14 protein-coding genes are annotated in these 21,573 nt (G+C 71.4%); 8 read left to right on the forward strand and 6 right to left on the reverse strand.

The annotated features are described in order from the left end of the window. Nucleotides 1-5: 5 nt before the first annotated feature. Nucleotides 6-3,458, forward strand: coding sequence for a pilus assembly protein (locus tag BW996_RS13750; RefSeq protein WP_076458958.1), 3,453 nt, complete (start codon nucleotides 6-8; stop codon nucleotides 3,456-3,458). Next, a complete protein-coding gene (locus BW996_RS21385) occupies nucleotides 3,440-4,177 on the forward strand; it encodes an energy transducer TonB (protein ID WP_037481303.1) in 738 nt (245 codons plus the stop codon). Before BW996_RS13750 ends, BW996_RS21385 begins: the two co-directional genes overlap by 19 nt. A gap of 83 nt (nucleotides 4,178-4,260) precedes the next feature. Here the strand turns inward: BW996_RS21385 and BW996_RS13760 are convergent, their stop codons facing one another. Then, the gene (locus BW996_RS13760; RefSeq protein ID WP_037481302.1) at nucleotides 4,261-5,199 is read right to left on the reverse strand and encodes a histone deacetylase family protein; all 939 of its coding nucleotides are present in this window, start codon (nucleotides 5,197-5,199) and stop codon (nucleotides 4,261-4,263) included. A gap of 90 nt (nucleotides 5,200-5,289) precedes the next feature. Between BW996_RS13760 and BW996_RS13765 the strand changes: the two genes are divergently transcribed. Genes BW996_RS13765 through BW996_RS13785 form a run of 5 tightly spaced genes read left to right on the forward strand, consistent with a single transcriptional unit; the run spans nucleotide 5,290 to nucleotide 14,107 of the window. After that, entirely contained in the window at nucleotides 5,290-6,228 is a 939-nt protein-coding gene (locus tag BW996_RS13765) for an AAA family ATPase (RefSeq protein ID WP_051631873.1), read from the forward strand. Between the two features lies 1 nt (nucleotide 6,229). After that, complete coding sequence (locus tag BW996_RS13770; protein ID WP_037481301.1) at nucleotides 6,230-7,264, forward strand: DUF58 domain-containing protein; 1,035 nt, start codon at nucleotides 6,230-6,232, stop codon at nucleotides 7,262-7,264. Between the two features lie 2 nt (nucleotides 7,265-7,266). Then, nucleotides 7,267-9,339: a transglutaminase TgpA family protein gene (locus BW996_RS13775; RefSeq protein WP_051631872.1), complete on the forward strand. Its 2,073-nt coding sequence runs from the start codon at nucleotides 7,267-7,269 to the stop codon at nucleotides 9,337-9,339. Nucleotides 9,340-9,355: 16 nt separating this feature from the next. Beyond that, nucleotides 9,356-9,754: a lactoylglutathione lyase gene (gene gloA / locus BW996_RS13780; RefSeq protein ID WP_037481300.1), complete on the forward strand. Its 399-nt coding sequence runs from the start codon at nucleotides 9,356-9,358 to the stop codon at nucleotides 9,752-9,754. A gap of 45 nt (nucleotides 9,755-9,799) precedes the next feature. Continuing rightward, nucleotides 9,800-14,107 (forward strand): DEAD/DEAH box helicase, encoded by a 4,308-nt coding sequence (locus BW996_RS13785; protein WP_139330886.1) that lies wholly within the window; start codon nucleotides 9,800-9,802, stop codon nucleotides 14,105-14,107. Between the two features lie 6 nt (nucleotides 14,108-14,113). Here BW996_RS13785 and BW996_RS13790 read toward each other — a convergent pair whose 3' ends face one another. From BW996_RS13790 to BW996_RS13800, 3 genes are all read right to left on the reverse strand, one after another. After that, a complete protein-coding gene (locus BW996_RS13790) occupies nucleotides 14,114-15,637 on the reverse strand; it encodes a chemotaxis protein CheW (protein WP_051631871.1) in 1,524 nt (507 codons plus the stop codon). Continuing rightward, nucleotides 15,634-18,051 (reverse strand): PAS domain-containing methyl-accepting chemotaxis protein, encoded by a 2,418-nt coding sequence (locus BW996_RS13795; RefSeq protein WP_051631870.1) that lies wholly within the window; start codon nucleotides 18,049-18,051, stop codon nucleotides 15,634-15,636. The genes BW996_RS13790 and BW996_RS13795 overlap by 4 nt, the downstream gene beginning before the upstream one ends. Before the next feature lie 103 nt (nucleotides 18,052-18,154). After that, complete coding sequence (locus tag BW996_RS13800; protein ID WP_037481298.1) at nucleotides 18,155-19,474, reverse strand: acetyl-CoA hydrolase/transferase family protein; 1,320 nt, start codon at nucleotides 19,472-19,474, stop codon at nucleotides 18,155-18,157. Nucleotides 19,475-19,613: 139 nt separating this feature from the next. Between BW996_RS13800 and BW996_RS13805 the strand changes: the two genes are divergently transcribed. Next, the gene (locus tag BW996_RS13805; protein WP_037481296.1) at nucleotides 19,614-20,471 is read left to right on the forward strand and encodes a 23S rRNA (adenine(2030)-N(6))-methyltransferase RlmJ; all 858 of its coding nucleotides are present in this window, start codon (nucleotides 19,614-19,616) and stop codon (nucleotides 20,469-20,471) included. Nucleotides 20,472-20,507: 36 nt separating this feature from the next. Here the strand turns inward: BW996_RS13805 and BW996_RS13810 are convergent, their stop codons facing one another. Together BW996_RS13810 and BW996_RS13815 are read right to left on the reverse strand one after the other, a co-directional pair. Further along, a complete protein-coding gene (locus BW996_RS13810) occupies nucleotides 20,508-21,059 on the reverse strand; it encodes a cytochrome b/b6 domain-containing protein (RefSeq protein WP_241461952.1) in 552 nt (183 codons plus the stop codon). Continuing rightward, the gene (locus BW996_RS13815; protein WP_375131485.1) at nucleotides 21,056-21,325 is read right to left on the reverse strand and encodes a PepSY domain-containing protein; all 270 of its coding nucleotides are present in this window, start codon (nucleotides 21,323-21,325) and stop codon (nucleotides 21,056-21,058) included. The genes BW996_RS13810 and BW996_RS13815 overlap by 4 nt, the downstream gene beginning before the upstream one ends. Between the last annotated feature and the right edge of the window lie 248 nt (nucleotides 21,326-21,573).

The following is a 21,573-nucleotide window of genomic DNA, read 5'->3' on the forward strand; positions in this document are numbered from 1 at the left end:
CCGCCATGACACGCCCCCTCGCCTCTTCGCCCGCCGCCATGACCGCCACCGCGCTGGCCGCAGCCCTGGTGCTGGCCGCCCCGCTGGCACCGGCCCAGGTGATCGACGTCGCCCAGGGTCCGCTGAACGCGGCCGGCACCCAGGTCAAGCCGAACATCATGTTCATCCTCGACGACTCCGGCTCGATGAACTTCGAGTTCATGCCGGACGAGGTCGGGCTGGTCAAGGACTGGCAGCGCAACGAGTTCATGGTCGGCTACTGGTCGGCGCAGTGCAACGGCGTGGCCTTCGACCCCTCGCTCGAGTACGCCCCGCCGGTCAATGCCGCAGGCACCGCCTACCCGAATGCCAGCTTCACCGCGGCCCTTCCTGACGGCTTCCGCAGCAGCACGGCGACCACCAACCTGCCCACGAACCTGAACAACAGCTTCTACTACGTCTACGTGCCCTACACCGGCTCGCCGGCGGCGATGTCCTGGACCTACTACAGCTCCGGCGCGGCCAACGAGAGCACCGTCTTCTACCGCGAGTGCCTGCAGACGATGGCGGCGGCCGAGGCCTCGGGGCGCTTCCGCAAGGTCACGCTGAACACCAGCGACACCAGCGCCGCCGCGGTGGCGCTGCGCCAGAAGTACGCCAACTGGTACACCTACTACCGCAGCCGCAAGCTGACGATGCGCAGCGCGGTGGGCCGGTCGTTCCGCAGCATCGGCGAGAACTACCGTGTCGGCATCACGCTGCTGAGCGACGCCACCGTCACCAGCAGCAGCTTCCTGAACGTCGCCGACTTCGTCGACCGCAGCGGCGTGGGCAGCGGCCTGCAGCGCAGCGACTTCTACCGGCTGCTCTACAGCGCCGAGACGATCGACGGCTACACCCCGCTGCGGGGCGCGCTGTCCAAGGTCGGGCGCTATTTCGGCAAGACCTATCCCGGCCAGACGGTCGACCCGGTGCAGCACTCCTGCCAGCGCAACTACGCGCTGCTGTCGACCGACGGCTACTGGAACGTCGGCATCTCGACCGAACCCGGCTACGAGATCGGCAACTATCGCCCGCTCAAGCTCGACAACAGCGGCCTGGTGGGTCAGCAGGACGGTACGCTCGCGCGGCCCTACCGCGACAGCACCGGCAGCGACGGCGGCGGCGACAGCAACTCGCTGGCCGACGTGGCCTACCACTTCTGGAGCCAGGACCTGCGCGCCGACCTGAAGAACGACGTGCCGGCCACCGAACGCGACAGCGCCACCCACCAGCATCTGACCACCTTCACCGTCGGCCTGGGCGTGCGCGGCACGCTGACCTACGACCGCAACTACCTGACGCAGACCACGGGCGATTACGCCGACATCGTCGCCGGGCGCAAGCAGTGGCCGGTGCCCACCGGCACCAAGGACAGCAGCGCCTACGGCGACGCCACCCACATCGACGACCTGTGGCATGCGGCGGTCAACGGCCGCGGCCAGTACTTCTCGGCCAGCAATCCCGATGCGCTGGCCGACGCGATCAGCACCATGATCAGCGAGATCAGCAAGGACAGCGGCTCGGGCGCGGGCGCCGGCACCAGCACGCTGACCCCGGTGACCGGCGACGACTGGATCTTCCTGCCCAGCTTCAGCAGCTCGCCGAGCTGGTATGGCGACATCCGCGCCTTCCGCTTCACCAGCGACCCGCTGACCGGCGCGCTGATCGCGCCCGACACCGCCGAGGGCAAGGAAATCTGGAGCGCACGCAAGAAGCTCGATGCCCGCGCCGAGCCGCGCCGCATCCTGTTCGGCAAGAACGGCGTGCTGGCCGACTTCACCTATGCCAACCTGCAGGCGGCCGGCCTGCAGGGCGCCTTCGACATCGCCTGCACGGCGACCAAGAGCAGCCTGTCGCAATGCGCGATGCTCAGCGAGGCGGCCAAGGCCAAGGTCGACGGCCCCAATCTGGTCAGCTACCTGCGCGGCGACACCTCGCTCTACATGAGCCAGAAGATCACCGAGAACCAGGCCTTCCGCACCCGCAGCTCGCTGCTGGGCGACTTCATCAACAGCTCGCCGGTCTATCTGGCCAAGGCACCGTTCAAGTATGCGGATGCCGGCTACAGCGCCTTCGCCACCGCGCAGGCCAGCCGGCTGAAGATGATCTACGCCGCCGCCAACGACGGCATGCTGCACGCCTTCCGCGTCGGCGAGAACACCTCCGACAGCACCGGCGGCGAGGAGGCCTGGGCCTTCGTGCCGCGCGGCGTGATCGACGGCGCGTCGATGTGGCGTCTGGCCGACACCACCTACGAGGCCAACCACCGCAACCTGCTCGACGCCACCCCGGTGATCGGCGATGTGTACGACAGCACCACGAAGCAGTGGCGCACGATCCTGGTCGGCGGCATGGGCGCGGGCGGGCGCTACTACTATGCGCTGGACGTCACCTCGCCACTGCAGCCGCAGCTGCTGTGGGAGTTCACTGACGGCAACCTCGGCCTGACCTTCGGCAATCCGGTCATCACCAAGAACGCGGCCGGCCGCTGGGTGGTGGCCTTCACCTCCGGCCTCAACAATGTCGGCGACGGCATCGGGCGCCTCTTCGTTGTCGATGCAGTCGACGGTCGACTGCTGCAGACGGTGGCCACCCCGGCCGGCAGTGCCACCGCGCCGAACAATCTCGGCCGACTGAACGCCTGGGTCGCCAGCGAGACCGACAACACCGCGCTGCGCTACTACGCCGGCGACATGCAGGGCAGCCTGTGGCGCTTCGACGCGGACGACTTGGTCGCGCCCTCGGGCCCCGAGGCAGTGCGACTGGGCCGCGCGCTCGACGCCAATGGCACGGCCCAGCCGATCGTCGGCATGCCGCTGCTGACCGAGACCACCACCAACGGCGTGGCCACCGCGATCATCAGCTTCGGCACCGGCCGCCTGACCAACATCGGCGATCTCGCCAGCACTGGCGTGCAGAGCATCTACGCCATCAAGGACACGCTGCAGGCCACCGGCATCGGCGGCAGCGGCGACACGCAGGTCGCGCTGCGCCACCAGGACGCCAACCTGGTGCAGCAGACGCTGGCCACCAGCGCCAGCACCCGCCGGGTCGATCCGGTCAAGCCGGTCGACTGGTCGCTCCAGAACGGCTGGTATGTCGACCTGAGCCTGAGCAGCGGCGAGCGGGTGGTGCTCGACGGCGTGCCGCTGGGCTCGGGCGTGCTGGCCTATGCCTCGTCGATCCCGAACAGCGACCCCTGCGGCAGCGGCGGCAGCTCCTGGCTCTACCAGTTCGACATCGGCAAGGGCTCGGTGCTGGCGGCGACCAGCTATTCCTCGCTGCTGGTGGGCATCGGGCGCACCGTCGACAGCAAGGGCAACATCAGCGTGGTGGCCACCGCACGCGACCAGAGCCTGTCGCTGGCCGCCTCCAGCGCCGGCGTCACCACCAAGTCCAACCGGGTGCGCCGCACCGCATGGCGGGAGCTGAACTGAGCCGGGCCGGCGCCTGGCTGCCGGTCTCGCTGCTGCTGCATGCGGCGCTGCTGGCGGCCGCGCTGGCGCGGGGCGGCGAGCCGGCGGCGTCAGGCGCCGCGGCGACGGCCCGGGCGACAGGCGAGCTGAGCGTGCGCCTCGCCGCCGCGCCGACCGCTCGGCCCCCGGAGCCCGACACGACGCGGACCCCGGTCCGGCCCGAGCACGCTGCACGCGACATGCCGCCTTCGATGCCGGAGCCCGCGCCGGGTCCGATTCCTGATCCGACGCCTGATCCAGCTCATGATCCGGTGCCGCAGCCGCTGCCCCCGCCCGGTGCCGGCACGCCTCAGGCTGCGGTCGCGCCCATGCCGTCGCCCAGCGGGGCGGAATCGAACGACGGATCGGACGACACATCGGACGACGACAGCACCTATCTCGCGCCCGAGCAGCTCGACCGGCGCGCACGTGCAGCCGCCGCGATCGATCTGCCCTACCCGGAGCTGGCCCCGCCCGGACAGTTCCGCGCCGCGCTGACGCTGTTCATCGAGGCGGACGGCCGGGTCAGCCGGGTGCGGCTGGAGCCGGACGCCGACGCGGCCGATGGCGGCTCGCTGCCGCCGGTGCTGGAAGACAGCGCGCGCCAGGCCTTCCTCGCCAGCCCGTTCGAGCCGGGCGAGCTCGACGGCCGCGCGGTGCGCAGCCGGCTGCGGATCGAGGTGCAGTTCAGGGACGACTGAGACCCTTCCAGGCTCCCCACCCCCGCCCCGTCACCCTCGCACCGCCCCCGTCACCCTCGCGAAGGCGAGGGCCCACGCACCGCTCAGACCCCCGCCAGCACCCGCAGATGCGCCGCCACGCTGCGCGCCAGCGAGCTCAGCACATAGCCGCCTTCCAGGCAGGACACGATGCGCCCCTTGGCATGGCGCTCGGCCAGATCGACCAGACGCTGGGTGATCCAGGCGTAGTCGGACTCGACCAGGCCGAGCTGACCCAGGTCGTCCTCGCGGTGCGCGTCGAAGCCGGCGGAGATGAAGATCATCTGCGGCCGGAAGGATTCCAGCCGCGGCATCCAGTGCAGGTCGATCAGCTCGCGCACCTCCATGCCGCGGGTGTAGGCCGGCACCGGCACGTTGACCATGTTGTCGCCCATCGGCACGCCGCCGCTGTAGGGGTAGATCTGGTCCTGGAAGAAGCTCGCCATCAGGATGCGATCGTCGCCGGCGACGATGTCCTCGGTGCCGTTGCCGTGGTGCACATCGAAGTCGATGATCGCCACCCGCTCCAGACCGCGCACGTCCAGCGCATGGCGCGCCGCGATCGCGATGTTGTTGTAGAAGCAGAAGCCCATCGCCTCCGAGCGGGTCGCATGGTGACCGGGCGGGCGGATCGCGCAGAAGGCGTTGGCATAGGTGCCGTCGATGACCGCATCGGTGGCGGCGATCGCCGCGCCCACCGAGCGCAGCATCGCCTGGCGGGTGGCCGGGCAGACGCTGGTGTCGGGATCGAGCGCGCGGTGCTCGCCGGTCTCGGCCGCCTGGCGCAGGAACTCGTCGAGCTCGACCAGATAGCGTTCGCTGTGCGCCAGCATCAGGTCTTCGTGGCGCGCCAGCGGCACCTCGTCGGGGCGGTGCAGCGCGATGTCCAGGCCGGTGGCCAGCAGATGATCCTCGATCGCGTCGAGGCGCTGCGGGCATTCGGGGTGTCCCGGGCCCATGTCATGGCCGCGGCAGTCGGTATGCGTGTAGAAGGCGGTGCTCATGGTCTGTGTTCGCGTCAGTGCGACGGCTGTCCGCACTGCGTTGTCCCTCTCGCTTCAGGTATGGTGTTGATGATGACAAGCCCACATCACATGCAACTGACACAGCCGGCCGTCCTGTCCCGGCTGCTCGAGCGCCTGCTCGAACGGATCGGATCGGTGGTGGTCGGCAAGCCAGTCCAGATCCTCGACAGTGTCGCCTGTCTTCTCGCCGGGGGCCATCTGCTGATCGAGGACGTGCCCGGCGTCGGCAAGACCACGCTGGCGCACGCCCTGGCCGCCGCGCTCGGACTGCGCTTCGCCCGGGTGCAGTTCACCGCCGACCTCACGCCCAGCGACCTGATCGGGGTCAGTGTCTACGAGCGAAACCGCGAGAGCTTTGTCTTCCATCAAGGCCCGGTCTTCACCCAGGTGCTGCTGGCCGACGAGATCAACCGGGCCGGGCCGCGCACCCAGAGCGCGCTGCTCGAAGCCATGGAGGAGCATCAGGTCAGCGTCGACGGCGAGACGCTGCGCCTGCCCGCGCCCTTCTTCGTGATCGCCACCCAGAATCCGGCCGAGCAGATCGGCACCCATGCGCTGCCCGAGAGCCAGCTCGACCGCTTCCTGATGTGCCTGACGCTGGGCTATCCCGATCCGGCCTCGGAGCGTGCGCTGCTCGAGGGCCACGACCGCCGCGCCGCGGTGCGCGAGCTCGCGGCGGTGATGGGCGCGGCCGAGCTGCAGGCCGCGCAGGCGGCGGTGCAGCAGGTGCATGCGGCGCCGGCCTTGCTCGACTACCTGCAGACGCTGATCGCCGCGACCCGCGACGGCCGCTGGTTCGTGCAGGGCCTGTCGCCACGCGCGGCGCTCGGGCTGCTGCGCGCGGCGCGTGCGCGCGCGCTGCTGGCCGGGCGCGACCATGTGATCCCGGAAGACCTGCAGGCGCTGGCGGTGCCGGTGCTGGCCCACCGGCTGCAGCCCCGGCACGGCGCCGGGCGCAGCCGTGCCGCGCAGGTGCAGGCGATGATCGAGGCGGTCGGGCTGGTCTGACATGCGGCCCGGCAGCATCGGCGCGGCGCTCAGGCAGCGGGCGCGGGACTGGCGCGAGGCGCGCCAGCCGCGCACCGACCGGCTGGCGCTCACCCAGCGCAATCTCTACATCCTGCCAACGGCCTCGGGCTGGCTGTTCGCGCTGCTGCTGCTGGCGCTGCTGCTGGCCTCGATCAACTACCAGCTCAATCTCGGCCATCTGCTGACCTTCTCGCTGGCCAGCGCCGGGCTGGTCGCGCTGCACGCCACCCATGCGGCGCTGCGCGGGCTGGCGCTGGAGCTGGTGAGCGCCGAGCCGGTCTTCGCCGGCGAGCGCCTGGCGCTGCAGATCCGTCTGGATGACCGCCACCCGGCCCGCCGGCCGTGGCGCTTCGGCCGCCACGGCATCGTGCTGCGCTGGCGCGAACCGGCCAGCGCCGATGCCGTGGCCCCGCGCAGCACCGGTGTGCCCGAGGGCGGCTCGGTCACCGTGCGGCTCGAACGTCCGACCTCGCGGCGCGGCGCGCAGACCCTGCCGCCGCTGGAGATCGAAAGCCGCTTTCCGCTCGGGCTGTTCCGCGCCTGGGCGGTGTGGCGCATCGCGCGCGAGCCGCTGGTCTGGCCGGCGCCCGAGCCGGACGCGCCACCGCTGCCCGAGCCGCTCGATCCCGGCGATCCCGGACCGCGCCGCCTGGCCCGGTCCGGCGCGGAGGATGGCGAGAGCGGCATGCGCGCCTGGCGGCGCGGCGACCGGCCCTCGCAGGTGCTGTGGAAGCAGTCGGCACGCAGCCTGGCCGGCGGCGGCACGCTCCTGGTGCGCGACCCGCCACCGCTGCCCGAGCCGGGCCGCGAGCTGCGGCTGGAGGCGGCGCAGCTCGCCGGCCTCGACGACGAGGCCCGGCTGCGCCGGCTCTGCGCCTGGGTGCTGGAGGCCGAGCTGCAGCAGCGGCGCTGGGAGCTGGTGCTCGGCGCGCTGCACATCGGCCCGGGCGGCGGCACGGCGCAGCGGCGCGCCGCGCTCGACGCGCTGGCGCTCTGGCCGGGGCCGGGGCGATGAACATGCGGCCATCCGCCCTGGCCGTCGCGATCGACAGCCGCCCGCGCGAGACCCGCGACACCCTGTTCCTGCTGGCGGTGCTGGCCTGGACGCTGCTGCCGCAGATCGCCCAGGTGCCGGCCTGGTGCTCGGCCCTGGCCTATGCGGCGCTGGCCTGGCGGGCGCGGCTGGCCTGGCGCGGTGCGGCACTGCCCTCGCGCTGGCTGCTGCTGCTGGCGCTGGTGGGGGCCTCGCTGGGCACGGTGATCAGCCACCAGACGCTGCTGGGCAAGTCGGCCGGGCTGACGCTGCTGGTGGTGCTGGCGGCGCTGAAGACGCTGGAGCTGCGCGCCCGGCGCGATGCCACCGTCGTGTTCTTTCTCGGCTTCTTCCTGGTGCTGGCGAGCTTCCTGCATTCGCAGTCGCTGCTGACCGCGCTGGCGATGGGCATCTCGGTCTGGACGCTGCTGGCCGCGCTGGTGCTGGCGCACATGCCCGAGGACCGACCGCCGCTGACGCTCGCGCTCGGCCTGGCCGCGCGGCTGCTGCTGACCGGGCTGCCGCTGATCGTGCTGCTCTTCCTGCTCTTCCCGCGGGTCGCGCCGCTGTGGAGCCTGCCTGCGGACGGCACCGGTCGCACCGGTCTGTCCGACCGCATGCAGCTCGGCCAGGTGGCCGAGCTGGCGCAGGACGACAGCCCGGCGCTGCGGGTGCAGTTCGACGGCGAGCCGCCGCCGCCGGAGCTGCGCTATTTTCGCGGCCCGGTGCTGGCCGACCCCGATGGCAGCGGCTGGCGCATGCGCCCGGGCCTGACCAGCGAGCCGGCGCCTGCCCCGGCGCCGGGTGCCCCGCTGCTGCGCTACCGCATGACGGTCGAGCCGCTCAACATCAGCACGCTGCCGCTGCTGGAGCGGGCGCGCTTTGCGCCGCTGCCCGCCGAGGGCCATCCGCGCTGGCTGCGCCATCGCGACGGCGCGTGGCTGGCCGACCGGCCGCTGTCGGGCCGGCTGCAGGTCCAGGCACAGGCGCTGCTCGACACGCCGCTGCACCGCGCGCCGGCCGGTGCGGGCACAGGCGCAGGCGCCGCGCCCCCCTCGCCCGCCGAGCCGGCCCCCGCGCTGCGCCAGGATCTGGCGCTGCCGGACGGCCGCCACCCGCGCACCCGGGCCTGGGCGCAGGCGCAGCTCGATGCGGACGGCCGCGCCCGCGACGAACCGGCCCGCGCCGCGCAGCAGCTGCTCGACCACATTCGCCGCCAGCCATATGTCTACACCCTGACCCCGGGCGAGAGCGGCCCCGAGCCGGTCGACGAGTTCTGGCTCGACCGGCGCAGCGGCTTCTGCGAGCACTACGCCAGCGCCTTCGTCATCGCGATGCGGGCCGTCGGCGTGCCGGCGCGGCTGGTCACCGGCTACCAGGGCGGCCGGATCAATCCGGTCAACGGCATGCTGGAGGTTCGCCAGAGCGACGCCCACGCCTGGGCCGAATACCACGAACCGCGTCGCGGCTGGGTGCGCATCGACCCGACCGCGGCGGTGGCGCCCGAGCGCATCCTGCAGCCGGCACGCGCCGGTGGCGGGGGCGGCGCGATCGCCGACACCTTCGCCGCGCTCGATCCGCTGCTGCTCGAGCGCATGCGTGCGCTGTGGAGCGCGGCCGACCACCGCTGGAACCAGTGGGTGCTGGGCTACGGCAGCCAGGGCCAGCGCGAGCTGGCGCGCTCGCTGGGCTGGCAGATGCCCGATGCCACCACGCTGGCGCGGCTGCTGGCCGGACTGATCGGCGGCCTGGCGCTGGTGGGCGCGCTGATGCTGATCGGCCCGCTGCGCCGGCGCGATCCGGACCGGCTGTGGCGCCAGGGCCAGGCGCAGCTGCGCGAGGGCCTGCGCCGACGCGGCCTGCCGGTGGCCGAGCACCATGGCCCCGACACCCTGGCGCAGCAGGTGCGCCAGCGCTGGGGCGCCGCCGGCGAGCCCTTGGCCACACGGCTGCAGGACCTGGGGCGGTGGCGCTACGCTCGGCAGGAACAGCGCGGCGCCCTGCGTCCGCTGCTGCGCCAGGCCCGCCAGGCCCTGCGCCGGCTGCCTCCCTCATGAACCCAGGTCTTTCACGATGAGAATCCTCCACACCATGCTGCGCGTCGGCGACCTGCAGCGCTCGATCGACTTCTACACCCAGGTGATGGGCATGACGCTGCTGCGCACCACGCACCGGCCAGAGCAGAAATACGACCTCGCCTTTCTCGGCTATGGCAGCAACCCCGAGCACGCCGAGCTGGAGCTGACCTGGAACCACGGCGTCGACCGCTACGAGCTGGGCAGCGCCTACGGCCACATCGCCGTCGGCGTGGACGATGCCGCCGCCACCTGCGCGGCGGTGCGCGAGCGCGCGCAGGCGCTGGGCGGCGCCGTCACCCGCGAGGCCGGCCCGGTGCAGGGCGGCAGCACCGTGATCGCCTTCATCACCGATCCGGACGGCTACAAGATCGAGCTGATCCAGCACGGCACCTGAGCGCCGGCGTGACCGTCGTCACGGCAGCGGCACAATCGGTCCCCGATGAATGCCCTGCCCCCCACCCCCATCGCGCTTCCCGAGGATCTGACGCCGCTGCAGCATGATGTGCTGCAGGCGCTGGCCCTGCTCACCGGCCACCGGCAGCGCGCCGTCATCCACAAGTTCCTGCAGGCCGCCAGCTGGCTCACCGAGAAGGGCAAGCCCCCCACCGGCGACGCGGTGCGCCGGGCGGTCGACGAGCTGGCCGCGCAGGGCCGGCTCGCCGGTCATCCGAGCCGCAGCGGCTACTGGGCGGTGCCGCCCGAGCTGCATACCGCCGCGTACCTGGGCGGACTGACGCGCGACACGCCCGAGCGGCTGGCCCAGGTGCTGCTCGCGGTCGACGGCCTCGGCGAGATGGCGCTGCCCTTCGGCGGCCGGACACGCATCGTGCCCTTCGTCAACATGGACGCGGCCTGCGCCGCGGTGCGGCTGGCGCTGTTCAGCGCCGCCCCGCCCGACCAGCTCGAGCCGCTGAGGCTGCGCTGCGGCTGGGGGCTGGAGTGGCAGGCGGTGCTCGAGCGCGCGCTGTTCGATCGCCTCGACGCCACCCTGCTGATGCGGCTGCATCCGCTGATGCGCATGGAGACGCTGCAGTCCTGCCTGGAGCTGCGCGTCCGCCGCTGGAGCAGCCCGGACCGGCTGCCGATGCGCGAGCTGATCGATGCGCTGCTGAGCGAGGCCGGCCGCGATCCGGCCCTGATGGCGCTGCTGTCCGGGCACACGCTGCCGATGCACATCGAGGAATGGCGGCTGCTGGCCGAGCTGCCCGATGACCCGCCCCTGCCCCTGCTCGACCCCTTCGACCCGGCCTCGGACGTGATGCCGGCGCTGCGCGAAGCCCATGCCGGTCTGCGGCTGATGGCGGCTGGCCGCTGGGCCGAGGCGGTCTCGCACTACACCCGCGCGCTGGAGAGCCTGCGCCGCGTGACCGGCCAGCGCAAGGAGCTGCTGCCGACCTGGATCGCGCTCGGCCATGTGCTGGCGCTGATGGCGCAGGGCACGCCGACCGCGCTGGCGCAGGCGCAGAAGTTCTGCCTGACCGAGAGCGGCCGGCGCCAGGCCAGCACCGACAGCCTCTGGGGCCTGCTGGCGCTGGCGATCCGCATGCGCCAGGGCGAGGAGCGGCGCGATCCGCGGGCGCTGCCGATCCGCAGCCGCCCGCCCCATCTGCATCCGGACGATCTGGCCAGCTGGATCGGCCGGGCCTGGCTGCATGACCCGGCCAGCGACCCCGCCCTCACCCCGAGCGAGCGCACGATCGCGCTGGAGACGATCACCCGCCTGCACCAGTGCGGCCTGACGCTGCTGGCCGGGCTGATGGCGTCGGCGCTGGCGGTGCTCGAAGGCCGCGCACCGGCGCGGCCCTTCATCACCGGCGAGCACCTGCACCAGCCCGCCTGGCAGCGGGCACTCGACGAGCTGGCCCGGCTCGGCCAGGACAGCGCGGCGCGCCCGGAAGGCGCCAGCCAGGCCACCCGCCTGGTGTGGGTGCTGTCGGTCAACCCGCACGGCGCGCTGGAGGCGATCCAGCCGATGGAGCAGCGCCAAGGCACGCGCGGCTGGGGCAAGCCGCGCGAGCTGCCGCTGTCGCGGCTGCTGCGCGACGACAGCCTGCCGCCGCAGGACCTGCGGCTGGTGCGCTGCATCCGCGCCAGCGTGCACGAGCGCGGTGGCCAGCGCCTCGATCTGGCCCAGGCCATCGTCGCGCTGGTCGGCCATCCGCTCCTCGAGTTCGACGATGCGCCCGGCGTGAACGTGAGCCTGACCGAGGCGCCCGCCGAGATCGACGTGACCGACCTGGGCGGGCGGCTGCGGGTCACGCTGCTGCCGCCGCCGCGCTGGTGCGATCCGCAGGCCGACCGCAGCGAGCCGCAGCTGCCGATCGACAACGCCGCCGATCAGCGCGAGGCCGACCAGCTGCTGCTGACCACCGTGCTGCGCGACGGGCCGGACCAGGCCCGCGTGGTGCGCTTCAGCGCCGCGCAGAAGCGCGCCGCGCAGCTGATCGGCGCCGGCCTGGAGGTGCCGCACGAGGCGATGGCGCAGCTCGACGAGGTGCTGCGCGGGCTGGGCGCGCATTTCCGCATCCACAGCGACAGCGCAGGCACCGGCACGGCCGGTGCGGACGGCGCCGCGCCTGCGCAGGAAGTCGAGGCCGAAACCCGGCTGCGCGCCGAACTCACGCCCGAGGGCGACGGGCTGGCGCTGCGGCTTGCGGTGGCGCCGCTGGGCGCCGAGGGCCCGCGGCTGGAGCCCGGCCAGGGCCGGGTGCGGCTGATCGCCACCTCCAGCGGCGGCACGCCGCGCGCGACCCGGCGCGATCTGGCCCGCGAGCGCGATCACCTGGAGCGGGTGCAGGAGGCCTGCCCGATGCTCGAGCCGCTGCCCGACGGGGCGCCGGCGCGCTGGTCGGTGGCCGAGCCCGAGCTGGCGCTGGCGTTGCTCGAGCGGCTGCACACGCTGCAGGCGGTCGAGGCGCTGGACTGGCCGCGCGGCCGCCCGATCCAGGTCGACAGCGCCGGCCTGAAGCAGCTCAAGGTGCGGGTGCGCAGCGGCCAGGACTGGCTGGCGCTCGACGGCGGCGTCGAGATCGACGAGCAGCTGGTCTTCAGCCTCGGGCGGCTGCTCGACTGGAGCCGCACGCGGCGCAGCCGCTTCGTGCCGATGGGCGACGGCCGCTACCTGGCGCTGACCGAGGAGCTGCGCGGCCGGCTCGAGGACATGGCCGGCGTGGCCGAGATCCGCCAGGACGACGCACGGCTGACGCCGCTGGCCGCGCCGTGGCTGGAACAGACGCTCGAAGGCAGCCGGCTCGAGGCCGACGCGCGCTTTCGCGAGCGCGTCGAGCGGCTGGCGCAGCTCGAGCGCCAGGTGCCGCGCCTGCCCGGCACGCTGCAGGCCACGCTGCGGCCCTATCAGCAGGAAGGCTTCGAGTGGGCGATGCGCCGCGCCGGCGCCGGGCTGGGCGCGATCCTGGCCGACGACATGGGCCTGGGCAAGACGCTGCAGGCGCTGGCGGTGCTGCTGGCGCGCGGGCGCGGCGGCGCGGCGCTGGTGGTGGCGCCGACCTCGCTGATCGGCAACTGGCTGGCCGAGGCGCACCGCTTCGCGCCGGCGCTGCGCCTGACCGACTTCGGCGCGACGCCGCCGGCCGACCGCGAGGCGCTGCGTGCAGCCGCCGGCCCGAACGAGGTGCTGCTGGTGTCGTACACGCTGCTGCAGCTCGACGCCGAGGGCTTCGCGGGCCGCGACTGGCACACGCTGGTGCTCGACGAGGCGCAGGCGGTCAAGAACGCCGCGGCGCGGCGCAGCCAGGCGGTGCATGCGCTGCGCGCGGACTTCCGGCTGGCGCTGTCGGGCACGCCGATCGAGAACCGGCTGGCCGAGCTGTGGTCGATCATGCAGGTCTGCAATCCCGGTCTGCTGGGCACACAGGCGCAGTTCTCGGAGCGCTTCGCGGTGCCGATCGAGCGCGACCGCCACCGCGGCCGCCAGCGCACGCTGCGCCGGCTGGTCGGGCCCTTCATCCTGCGCCGCACCAAGTCGCAGGTGCTCGAGGACCTGCCGCCGCGCACCGAGCGGATCCTGACCGTCGAGGCCGAGCCGGCCGAGCAGGCGCACTACGAGGCGCTGCGCCGCCAGGCGCTGAAGGAGGCCGAAGAAGCCCTGCAGAGCGAGGCCGGCAGCGGCAGCGCCCAGCTCCACCTGCTGGCACAGCTGACCCGGCTGCGCCGCGCCGCCTGCGATCCGCGCCTGGTCACGCCGGAGCTGTCGCTGGCCGGCGCCAAGGTGCGCGCCTTCGGCGAGCTGGCGCGCGAGCTCGTCGCCAACGGCCACCGCACGCTGGTCTTCAGCCAGTTCGTCGACTTCCTGCAGCTGCTGCGCGCCACGCTGGACGAGGCGGGCTTCAGCCACCAGTACCTCGACGGCGCGACCCCGGCCGCAGAGCGCAGCCGCCGCGTCGCCGCCTTCCAGGACGGCGAGGGTGACTTCTTCCTGATCAGCCTGAAGGCCGGCGGCTTCGGCCTGAACCTGACCGCGGCCGACTATGTGGTGATTGCCGACCCCTGGTGGAACCCGGCCGCCGAGGACCAGGCCTCGGGCCGCGCGCACCGCATCGGCCAGCAGAGGCCGGTCACCGTCTACCGGCTGGTGCGCCAGGGCACGCTGGAGGAGCGCATCGTCGCGCTGCACCATGACAAGCGCGAGCTGGCCGCGCAGGTGCTCGACGGTGGCGACGGTCCGGCCCAGGCCCCGCTGGCGCCGCAGGAGCTGCTGGCGCTGATGCGCGGCGAGGATCCCCAGTGAGGCTGTTCAGACCGTGCGCTGCTGCAGCGCGCGGGCAATGCGCTGCAGGTCGACCACCTGCAGCATGCGGCGTGAATCACCTTGCCCGACCTGCACCAGCTGGCGCGAGTGGATCGCCTGCGCCAGCGCATCGCGGCTGTCTCCCAGCGCCGGCAGCGCGGGCTCCCAGTCGGCGGGCTCGATGCTGCGCAGCATCGGCACCGCGAAGCCCAGCGGCTCGCCCGCATCGGCCTCGACCACCAGCACGCTGACCGCCGGACTGACCTCGGGCGGCGGCAGGCCGTGCAGCCGGCTCAGGCACATCACCGGAATCGAGCGCCCACGGTGCGCGACCAGCCCGAGCATCGCGCCGCCCACCTCGAGCACCGCGATCTCGCAGCCGAAAGGCAGGATCTCGCGGATCTGGCCGATCGGGGTGGCCACCTCGCGCCCGAGCTGATAGGTCACCATCGCGCGCTGGCCGGTGGCCAGCAGACCGGCGGCCACCGCGGAATCCGAAGCCAGCAAGGCCTCGGCGCCGCGCAGCGCCGCCACCGGCCGAGCACTGGCGGCCAGCGCCTGCAGACCGGCATGGCCCTGCAGTCCCTGCGGACTCAGCACCAGGAACTGCTGCACCGAAGACGGCAGCAGCGTGCGCACCTCATCGGTCAGCGCCTGAATGGACAGTCCGCCCTCGAACAGCTCGCGCTGCGGCAGCGCGAACGCCGGCACCGGCATCACCGCATCGTCATCGACACGCACCACGTCAAGCACCCGGTCGATCAGGAAAGCCACCAGGCCCGCCTCGAGCCGCATCAGGAAAGCCTGCTGCACGGCACCCTCCGGGCGCTCCAGCCGGCCGAGCCCGCACAGCGCCGGCAGATCGACCACCGGCACTTCCTCGCCCGCATGCTCGAGCACGCCGACGCACGTGCCAGACAGGCCCAGCACCGAGGCCCGCACCTGCGGCGAGGGCAGCGTCGCATGCACCGCCATCGCCGGCAGCGCCAGCGGCACGCGGCCGCACAGCAGCAGCAGCATCGGCAGGCCCGAAGCCAACGGCTCGTCGCTGATGCTGCCGTCATGCACCCGCTGGCGCTGTGGCTCCGGATCCTCGACGCGCGGCAGACCGGGCAGCGCCAGCAGCGCCGCCGGCGACAGCACGCTGATCAGGCAGCCATCGTCGGCGCGGCGCAGGCTGCCGGCCATCAGCCCGTCCTGCGCCACGCGGCTCAAGCGATGCCCCTCGCTGCGGAACACGCCCGTCACGCCCTCGCACAGCAGGCCCAGGATCAGGCCGTCATGGATCACCAGCACGACACAGGGCCAGTCGATCGGATCGGCGCCCAGTCCGATCAGCGGCCGCAGATCCACCACCGGCACCAGCACGCCACGCAGGTCGATCGCCCCCAGCAGCCCCTCGGCCCGCGCCGGCAGGCGCTCGATCTGACCACAAGGCACGACCTCGCGCAGCGCGCCCATCGGCAGCGCCAGCTGCAGCCCGCCGATCCGCAACCCGCCGAAGTCGCCGGCCGGATCGATCCCGCTCACGACTTCACCGAACCGGTCAGCGAGACGATCAGCCCGGAGACCTCACCGGCCAGACGCCGCTGGCCGTCAGTGGCCTGGGCGATCTCGGACACACTGGTGCGGGTGCGGCCCACGCTGGTCATGATGCCCTCGAAGCTGCGCGCGGCCTCCTTGCTGACCTCCGCCCCCTGACCGACCTGCATGACCGACTCCTCGATCAGCTTGGCGATCTCGCGGGCGGCCACCGAGCTACGCTCGGCGAGCTTGCGCACCTCGCCGGCCACCACCGAGAAGCCCACGCCATGCTGGCCAGCGCGCGCCGCCTCGATCGCAGCGTTGAAGGCCAGCAGATTGGTCTGGCTGGCGATCTCGCCAATGACGCGCACGATCTCGGAGACCCTCACCGAGCTGGCCTGGATGCTGCCAATGGTCTCGATCGACTTCTGCAGTGCCGTGAAGCCCGCCTGAGCCGCACAGGCAGCGTCGCCCGCCATCGCGGCAGCCACGCCGGAGTTGCGCGCGATCTCGGTGATGCTGGCGGCCAGGCTGGCCACGCTCTCGCTCATCTCGGACGACTTGGCGGCGATGCGCTTCTCCAGCTGCACCTCCTTGGTCACGTCGAAGGCGTACTTGACGATCTTCACCACCCGGCCGTTGAGGTCGAGAATCGGGTTGTAGGTCGCCTGGATCCAGACGTCGCGGTTGTATTTGCCCACCCGGTGGAAGCGGCCGCTGAGGAACTTGCCCTCGCCCAGGCGCAACCAGAAGTCGCGGTATTCCTCGCCATGGGTGTATTCGGGCGTGCAGAACATGCTGTGGTGCATGCCCTGGATCTCGCGCAGCGTATAGCCCATCGCAGCGAGGAAATTGCGGTTGGCGCTCAGCACCCGGCCGTCGAGGTCGAACTCGATCACCGCCTGGCCCAGGTCGATAGCCTGCACCTTGGCGACGAACTCGGCATTGCGCAGCTTGGCCTCGGTCACGTCGGTGGCGAACTTGACCACCTTCACCGGATGGCCGCGCCGATCGAGGATCGGGTTGTAGGTGGCCTGGATCCAGATTTCCTGGCCCTCTCGGCCGATGCGCTTATATTCGCCGGTGAAGTATTCGCCACGCGACAGGCGCTCCCAGAACGTCTGGTACTCGCTCGAACTGATCTCGGCCGGAGCCACGAACATGCGGTGATGTCGGCCGATGATGTCCTCGATCTTGTAGCCCAACAGGCGCAGGAAGTTGTCGTTGGCCTTGAGGACTCGACCACTCAGGTCAAACTCGATCACGGCTTGAGCGCGGTCGATCGCGCCCATCTTACCTGCGGCGTCGAGCCGAAGCAGTTGCTCCTCGGTAATGTCCTGAGCCACGATCAGCACCTTGCTCAGGGTGCCATCCAGGCTCATGACCGGGCTGCGTGTCGACGAGAACCAAGCTTCGCGCCCCCCCGCAGCCTTGCGCCGGAAGGCGCCGGTGCAGGCGCGCCCCTCGCGCAGTCCGTGCCAGATCGCCTCGTACTCCTGGGAAGCCGCATCCTCGTCGAACAGCAGGGACGCCTCGGTGCGTCCGATGAGCTCATCGCGCGAATAGCCCAGCGCCTTCACGAAACGATCGTTGATCGACAGGATCACACCGTCGCGGTCAAGCACCATCATTCCGCTGGTGGCTGACACCGCCTCCATCATCGCCTGGTTCTCGATGCTGAGCTGCTTGGCCTCGGTGATGTCGCTGCAGTACTTGATGACCTTGACCGGATGGCCATGGCTGTCCAGGATCGGGTTGTAGCTGGCCTGGATCCAGAGACGGCGGCCATTGCGGCCAAACCTCAGGTACTCGCCCGAGGCGGTCTCGCCCCGTCCCAGGCGCTGCCAGAACTGTCGGTACTCAGGCGAACGCTGCTCATCGCCGTCGACGAAGAGGCGGTGGTGCTGGCCCCGGATCTCGTCGAGCCGGTAGCCGGTCAGCGTCAGGAAGATCTCGTTGGCATCGAGAATGTTGCCCGAGAGATCGAACTCGGTGATGCCGTGGGAGCGCGAGATGGCGTCCAGCTTGCACTGGTTCTCGACCGACTGGGCCTTGGCCTCGGTCACGTCGCGCGCCAGGATCAGCGCATGGCTGACCTGCCCGAACGCGTCCTTCACCGGCAGCATCGACAACGCCATCCAGGTGGTGCGGGCCTGAGGCCCGACATGCTCGAAGGTCCGCATCACCGGCTCGCCGGCGGCCAGCCGGGCCAGCACGCCGTCGCCCCCGGCCGCATCGGCGCGGATGCTCGCGCAGAAATGGTGATAGGGCTGGCCCAGCACCTCGTCGCGACGGCCCTCGAAATGCGCGAGAAAGCAGTCGTTGACGCTGCGGATCGTGCCGTCCAAGTCGATCTCGACCCGCATCAGGTGGGCATCGATCGCGGCGAAGCTGGCTTCGGTGAGGTTGGGGGTGTTCATCGGCGGTGCGGAGTCGTTCGAGGGCACGGGCATTCTTTGCAGCCCGCGACACCCCCGATCGGTGGATCAACCGCCGGTTCTTCCCCCAGTCAGGCAGGCAATGTCAAATCAGCGCCATGCGCCGTGCCGCGTCGCGCAATTCACCGCGGAAGTCTGGATGCGCGATGGCGATCAGCGCGGCGGCACGCTCGCGCAGCGAGCGCCCGCGCAGCTGCGCCACGCCGTGCTCGGTGACGACATAGTTCACGTCGTTCTTGCCGGTGGAGACGAAGCTGCCCGGCGACAGCACCGGCACGATGCGCGAGACGGTGCCCGAGCGCGCGGTCGACGGCAGCACGATGATGCCGCGCCCGCCCTCCGAACGGTTGGCCGCACGCATGAAGTCGCCCTGCCCGCCGGTGCCCGAGAACGGCGTCGGCCCGAAGCTTTCCGAGCAGCACTGCCCGGCCAGGTCGATCTGCAGCGAGGCGTTGATCGCCACCAGGTTGTCGTTGCGCCCGGCGATCGCCGGATCGTTGGTGAAGTCGACCGGATGCATTTCCAGCATCGGGTTGCGGTGCATCGCGCGGTAGAGCTTCGCCGTGCCCATGCCGAAGGTGGCGACGATGCGTCCGGGCATGAAGTTCTTGCGCCGGCAGGTGACCGCGCCGCTCTCGACCAGCGACCACAGGCCGTCGCCCATCATCTCGGTGTGGATGCCCAGGTCGCGCTTGTCGTGCAGCTGGGTCACCACCGCGTCGGGAATGCTGCCGTAGCCCAGCTGCAGCGTGTCGCCGTCGCGCACCAGGCCGGCCACATGCGCGCCGATGGTGCGCTGCACCTCGTCGATCTGCGGCAGGCCGACCTCGCGCAGCGGCGCGCCGCTCTCGACGATCGCGCTGACCTGCGAGACGTGCACATGGCAGGCACCGAAGGCGAAGGGCACGTTCGGATTGACCTCCAGCACCACCTCGCGGGCGCGCTCGATCGCCGCCATCGTGAAGTCCGGGCTCAGGCTGATCGAGAAGAAGCCGTGCTCGTCCATCGGCGAGGCCAGCGTCATCACCATCTCGCAGCGCTGCTCGCCGCGGCGGATCAGGCGCGGGATCTCGGAGAAATGGCAGGGCACCTGATCGACCCAGCCGGCGGGAAAGCCGGCGCGGATCGACGCGCTCAGGAACAGCGAGCGTGCGCGCAGCCGCGACGGATCGGGATCCTGCATGTAGCCCTGCGGCGCCAGCGGCAGCAGCTGGCTGATCGTCACGTCGGAGAGCTGGTCGCGCCGCGCCGACAGCGCGCGCAGCAGCTCGGGCGGCTCGCCGACGGCGGACGCCGCCAGCACGGTGTCACCGTCGCGCACCCGCGCGGCGATCACCTCGTCAGCCCGGCCGAGCCGGTCCTGGTAGAGCTGCTGGGGAGAAACCTGGGACGGGGCTCGGTTCATGTCGTTGTGTCCTGAGTGCAAAAACCGGGGAAACGACGCATTCTAGAAATCGCCCGCCCTTCCGGGGGAGCGGGGAAGTCACCCTGGCGTCACCGGTTACATCGGTGTTTCATGCCGGGATAACGGCGACAATCGCGCCATGCTCGCCTATCGCCACGCCTTTCATGCCGGCAACCACGCCGACGTCCTCAAGCACCTCGTCCTGACGCAGGTGCTGCGCTACATGACGCAGAAGGACAAGCCCCTGACCCTGATCGACACCCACGCCGGCGCCGGCGGCTACGGCCTCGACAGCAACCACGCGCGCAAGCACGCCGAGTACGACGACGGCATCGGCCGGCTCTGGAGCCGCGCCGACCTGCCCGCAGGTCTGGCCGACTATGTGAACCTGGTGAAGGCCTTCAACCCGGACGCCTCACGGCTGATGCGCTATCCCGGCTCGCCGACGCTGGCCAAGATGCTGCTGCGCGCCGACGACCGCATGCGCCTGTACGAGCTGCACTCGACCGACTTCCCGCTGCTGCAGGAAACGATGGCCGAGCGGCGCGAGACCGCGGTGATGAACCGCGACGGCTTCGGCGCGCTCAAGGCCGACCTGCCGCCGCCCTCGCGCCGCGCGGTGGTGCTGATCGACCCGTCCTACGAGATCAAGACCGACTACGCCAAGGTGGTCACCGCGGTGCGTGAGGGCCTGGAGCGCTTCGAGGATGCGGTGATCCTGGTCTGGTACCCGCAGCTGCAGCGCCTGGAGCCCCGGGAAATGGTCAACCGGCTCAAGGCCGCGGCCAACCAGGGCGCGCGCCGTGGCTGGCTGCACGCCAGCCTGACGGTGGCCGCGCCGACCAGCGACGGCTTCGGCATGCTGGGCTCGGGCATGTTCGTGATCAACCCGCCCTTCGTGCTGCAGCAGATGCTGGCCGAATCGCTGCCGGTGCTCAAGCGCGAGCTGGCCCAGCACGACGGCGCCAGCTTCGTGCTGGAGCACAACACCCGCTGACGCGGGCTGGCGGCCGGCCGGTCCGGCCGAGCCCGCTCAGCGCGGCCGGCGGCGCTTGACGCCGCTGACCATCGCTCCCACCAGGTTGGTGCGCTCGACCGCGCTCATCAGCAGCGCCGCGGCCACATGAACGCCGGCCAGGCCCAGCAGGGCCTCGGCCAGCTCCTCGTGCAGCTCCTGCAGCCACTCTTCGCCCCAGAAGGCGTCGGTGGTCTGCAGCCAGCCGGTGGCGCCCAGCGCCAGCACCACCGCCAGCAGCGCCAGCATCATCAGCGCGCCCAGCGGGTTGTGGCCCGCGTGGTGGCCATGACGGCCGGCGCACAGATCGGCCAGATGGATGCGCAGCCGCGTCGGCGTCGGCCAGAAGTCGGCGAAGCGCGCATGCCGCGTGCCGACGAAGCCCCAGACGACGCGCGCCAGCACCAGGGCGCTGGCCGCATAGCCGATCCACTGGTGCACCCGCTCGCCGTCATCGACGATGAACTCGTTGAACGCGATGCAGGCCACCAGGCCCCAGTGGAAGATCCGCACGAACGGATCCCAGACCCGGACCTCGCCGGGCGCCAGCTCGGACGGCAGCGTGCTCACTTGGACTCGAGCACCGCGGCCGTGGCCGGGTCGAAGTAGATCTCGACCTTCTTGCCGGCCTTGTCGAAGCCGTAGATCTCGTAGCACTCGCCCTTGGTGACCTTGAAGTTCTTGATCTTGTAGCCCTCGCCTTCAAGCTTGGCCTTGAAGTCGGACTCCTTCATCCATGTGTCCTTCGGGGCCTTGCAGGTCGGGCCGGCCACGGCAGCGGTGGAGGCAAAAGCGGCCAGCACGGCCATCAGGGACAGGGAACGCAGCATCGTCATGGAATCGTCCTCGGAAGGGATGAAAGGGTTTCTGGAGCCCTCATTGCATTCCCCCGGGGTGAAGCGGAACTGAAGCAGCTGGCAAAAACAAGCATGCCGGCAGCGCGACACCACCCCCTGAACAGAGGGGAATGGAATGCTCTTTTTGACGTCACTGACGCTGGATTCGGCAAATTTACACATTTATCATGAAGGTAACCGTGAATTGCGGTTCGGTACCCTACCCACCCGGACCTACCCCAGAGGAA

The sequence above is a fragment of the Sphaerotilus natans genome (assembly GCF_900156335.1).
Classification (GTDB): domain Bacteria; phylum Pseudomonadota; class Gammaproteobacteria; order Burkholderiales; family Burkholderiaceae_C; genus Sphaerotilus; species Sphaerotilus natans.